The organism is Frankia tisae, from assembly GCF_025403405.1.
Taxonomy (GTDB): domain Bacteria; phylum Actinomycetota; class Actinomycetes; order Frankiales; family Frankiaceae; genus Frankia; species Frankia tisai.
The window spans coordinates 1-4,336 of sequence record NZ_JANEZT010000470.1 but is presented as its reverse complement, the minus strand read 5'-3'; the positions used below and the strand labels follow the sequence as shown (position 1 = coordinate 4,336).

2 protein-coding genes are annotated in these 4,336 nt (G+C 75.7%); both read left to right on the top strand.

The genetic code is table 11. From position 1 onward, the window contains the following. The coding region (locus tag NBZ85_RS28245) for a SpoIIE family protein phosphatase (protein ID WP_261563014.1) at window positions 1-3,279 on the top strand (3,279 nt) is incomplete at its 5' end. Window positions 3,280-3,373: 94 nt separating this feature from the next. Beyond that, window positions 3,374-4,198, top strand: coding sequence for an ABC transporter ATP-binding protein (locus NBZ85_RS28240; RefSeq protein WP_261560113.1), 825 nt, complete (start codon window positions 3,374-3,376; stop codon window positions 4,196-4,198). Window positions 4,199-4,336: the final 138 nt, after the last annotated feature.

The window sequence follows — 4,336 nt, the reverse complement described above, 5'->3', positions numbered from 1 at the left end:
CTGGGTGTCCTCGACGCCCCCGGGCTGCGGATCACCACCCCGACCCTGGCCTCCGACGAGCTGATCGAGCTCATCCACGATCCGCTCTACGTGAACGCGGTCCGCGCCGCGCCGGATCCTGCCCGGGACCACCTGGGCCGCACCGCGTCCGAGGTGCTCGGCGACAGCGATTCCGAGCTCGACGCCCTGCTGGCCCGGGTACTGCGCACCGGCGAGGCGGTGGTGGACCTGGAGGTGGGCGTCGCGGGCCCGGCCGGAACGCCGCTGACCTGGCTGGCGAGCTGGTTCCCGGTGACCGATCCGCAGCTCGGTCCGGTGGGGGTGTCCTTCGTCGCGTTGGACGTCACGGGTCGGCAGATCGCCGATCGGGAGCGGCTGCGGGCGCAGGCGCGTTACCGCGGGCTCGTCGATGCCGCCGGCGTGGACGTCTTCCACGCGGCGGCCGACGGCGCCCTCGACGTCGACCTGCCCGGCTGGCGTTCCGCCACCGGCCAGCAGCCGGGGACGTTGGCCGGCAGCGGCTGGCTGTCCGGGGTGCATCCGGTCGACCGGGACCGGGTCGCGCGGCTGTGGCGCGGGGCGGTCGAGCGCGGCGAGGCCTTCGAGGCCGAATTCCGGATCTCCGCGCCGACCGGCGTGGGCGGTGCCGAGCGCGTCGTCACCGCCCGGGTGCTGCCGGTGTCCGGACCGGGATCCGCGGTGGATGCCGCCGGTGGGCAGGCGGCGGGCGGCACCGGCCCGGCGGGCGATGGACGGCCGGTCGAGTGGCTCGGCGTGATCCGTGACCTCACCGGGGAACGGGCCGCCGAGGCGGCCCGGGCCGAGGCCGATCGGCGGACCGAGGCGGCCGTCGAACAGGCCGAGGCCGCCTCGCAGCGGGCCGAGTCCGGCGGCCTGTTCTCCGTCGCGCTGGCCCGCGCCAGCACGGTCGACGAGGTCGTCGCGGCCATCCTCGACGTTGGCGGCCAGGCGGCGCGGGCGGCCGGGCGTGGGGTCGCGCTGGTCGACGATCGGCGCCTCGAGCTGCGTTTTGCCCAGGCGAGTGGCGACGCGCCGCAGCGGCCCGGCTCCTGGCCGGATGTGGCACTGGGTGCGGTTCATCCCCTGGCCGAGGTGGTGCGGGGAGCCCGGCCCCTGTTCCTGGCCGACCGGGGGGAACTGCTCGCTCGCTGGCCCGTCTCCGATCTTGCCGACGCCGCGGTGGCGACGGGTGAGCAGGCGTGGGCCATGCTGCCGCTGGTCGCCCTCGACGGCTCCGCGTTCGGCGTGGTGACCTTCGCCTTCCCGGCCCCGCGGACCTTCACCGCCGCGGATCGGGCCTACCTGAGTGGCCTCGCCGCGGCCGCCGCCCGTGCGCTGGAGCGGGCCCGGGCGCATGAGCGGCTCGTGACCGATGCGGCGCAGGCGCAGGCGGCGATCACCACGACGAACGAGGAACGCGAGGCTCGAGAGCGCGCCGACCGGCGGCTGCGCCTGCTGGCTCGGGCCACCGAGATCGTGACCTCGGCCGATGCTCCCGAAAGGTCCCTGCGTGCCGTCGCGGAGCTGATCGCGGCGGAGATCGCGGATCTGTGCGTGGTCCATCTGGTCACAGCCCGCCCGGCGCTCGTGCCTCCCGCGGGCCCGATCATTGACGGCGGTGAGCAGCCCGCCGAGACCGAGCCGGCCGGCCACCCCGAGCCGATGGGCGAGGCCGGCGCCGCCACCGAGAGCGGGCAGGCCGGCACGGGCGGGCAGGTGGCCGTCCCGGAGCTTCGGCCCCTGGTCGTCGCGGGTTCCGCCGCGGCCGGTGCCGCGCCCTCGACGGATGCCTGGATCGCGGCGCTTGCCTCCCCGTCGAACCCGATCAGCCAGGTCGCGGCCCGCGGGGTCGGGGAGGTCGTCAGCCACGCGGCGCTCGGCTGGGAGCCGCCGTCCGACCTCGCGCGCTGGATCCGTCAGGTCGGCGCGCACACGACGGCCGTGCTGCCCGTGGTGCGGGTCGGTCGGATCGCGGCCGTGTTCAGCCTGACCGCCGCCGGTGACCGGGCCCCGTTCGTCGAGGCCGATCTGGCCTTCCTGACCGAGCTCGCCGCGCGCGCCGGGGTCGCCCTGGAAGGCATCGAACGGGAGCGCAGCGCGCGTGACGGCGCGGCGGAGCTGCACGAGACCCTGCGTGGCGCGGCACCGACGGTGCCTGCGGGACTGCAGGTGGCGTCGCGCTACCTGCCCGCCGGGGCCGAGGGGGACGCCGGCGGGGAGTGGTTCGACGTGATCGACCTCGGCGCGGGCCGGGCCGCCCTGGTGATCGGCGGGGTCCGGGGACGGGGACTGCGCACGAGTGCCGCGATGGGCCAGCTTCGCGCCGCCGCGCGCGCCTGCGCCCGCCTCGACCTGCCACCCGGCGAGGTGCTGGCGCTGCTCGACGGCGTCGTTGCGGACATGCCGGGTCATGAGGTCGCAACCTGCATCTACGCGATCGCCGAGCTCGACACGGGTGTGCTCACGCTGGCGAGCGCCGGCCATCCGCCGCCCCTCGTGGTCGCCCCGGACGGTCTCGTCTCGCGCCTGTACATGGCGGTCGGCTCCCCGCTCGGGGAGGTCCGCCGGGATCCGGCCGGGCATGCCGACGCCACCGAGTACACCGTCCGGCTGGGGCGGGGATACCTCATCGCGCTGTTCACCGCGGGCCTGGTCCGCGGGGGTGGCCGCGACGTCGACGCCGGCGTCTCGGATCTCGCCGCCGTGCTGGCTCGCTACAGCGACGCACCCGCCGACAACCTCGACCCGCTGGCCACCGCGGCCTGCGCCGGGCTCGGCCGCGACGGCCAGCCGGCGCCCGCCGACGACGCCGCGGCGCTGCTGATCGCCCGCCTGCCCGACGAACCGACCACCGGGCCGGCACTGCTCGACGTCACCGTCGACGGGCCGACCGGGCTGCACGCCGTGCGGGCACAGTGCCGGCTCGCGTTGGAGAACGCCGAGCTGCCCGCCGAGATCATCGACACCGTCGTCCTGGTCCTGTCCGAGCTGACCAGCAACGCCGTGCGTCACGGCCGGCCGCCGTTGTCCGTGCGGCTGCGGCGGCTCGGTGACCGAGCCGTCGTCGAGGTCGCCGACGGCGGCGGCCGACTGCCCCGGCGCCGGCAGGCCTCGCCGGACGACGAAGCCGGGCGCGGACTCGACCTGGTCTCCCGGTTGGCCGTGCGGCATGGTTTTCGCCCGATCCCCGACGGCAAGGTGGTCTGGGCGGAGGTCGACCTGGTGACCTCGCCGCCCGCCGGTCCGGTCGTGCCGTGATCGGGCCGCCCGGCCGGGCGGCGCATGGCGAGTGTGTCGGGGCCGGGCCATCCTGGCGGCACCGGTCGGGCACATGTCGCGTAACGTGAGCGTCATGCCGGACGCGGTGCTGCGGCTCGACAATGTCAATGTCGTGCGGGATGGGTCGTACCTTCTGCGGAATGTGGGCTGGGAGGTGCTTCCCGGTCAGCGATGGGTCATCCTCGGCCCCAACGGCGCCGGAAAGACGACCCTTCTGCAGGTGGCCTCGGGCCGGCTGTTCCCGACCTCGGGCGCGGTCGACCTGTTCGGTCACCGACTGGGCACGGTGAACCTCCTCGAGCTGCGCTACCGGGTCGGCGTCGTCAGCCCGGCGCTGGTCGAGACGCCGCCCCCGGACGAGCGGGTGCTCGACGCGGTGGTCACCGCCGGCTGGTCGGTGCTCGGTCGCGGCGACGAGCCGTATGACGACGTCGACCTCGCCCGCGCCGCCGGCCTGTTGGCCCAGTTCGGTTGCCGGGAGCTGCGGGACCGGCGGTTCGGGACGTTGTCCGAGGGCGAGCGTAAGCGGGTGCTGATCGCGCGCTCGCTCATGAGCGACCCGGAGCTGCTCCTGCTCGACGAGCCCGCCTCCGGGCTTGATCTCGGGGCCCGTGAGGCGCTGCTGCGACGGCTGACCCGCTTCGCCGCCGACCCCGCGGCGCCCGTCAGCGTTCTCGTCAGCCATCACGTCGAGGAGATCCCGGTGGGGATCACGCACGCCCTGCTGATGCGCGGCGGCCAGGTGCGGGCCGCGGGCCCGGCGGCAGAGGTGCTCACCGCGCCCCGCCTGTCCGACTGTTTCGGGATTCCCCTCGATGTCAGCGTCGCCGCCGGGCGCTACGCCGCTCGGCTGGCCGCCGGCCCGCCGCCGCGGCGACCGGTCTCCGTCGCCGTCTGAGTCCGCGTCCCGCCCAGCGCGCCTTACTCGAACGCCTGTTCCCCCGCACGTCGGCCCCGGGTCGACTGTGGCCGGTAGGCCGTCCGCGCTGCGCGTCAGGTGGGGCGGGGGGTCCGTCGAGCCGAGGGCAAGCTGTGG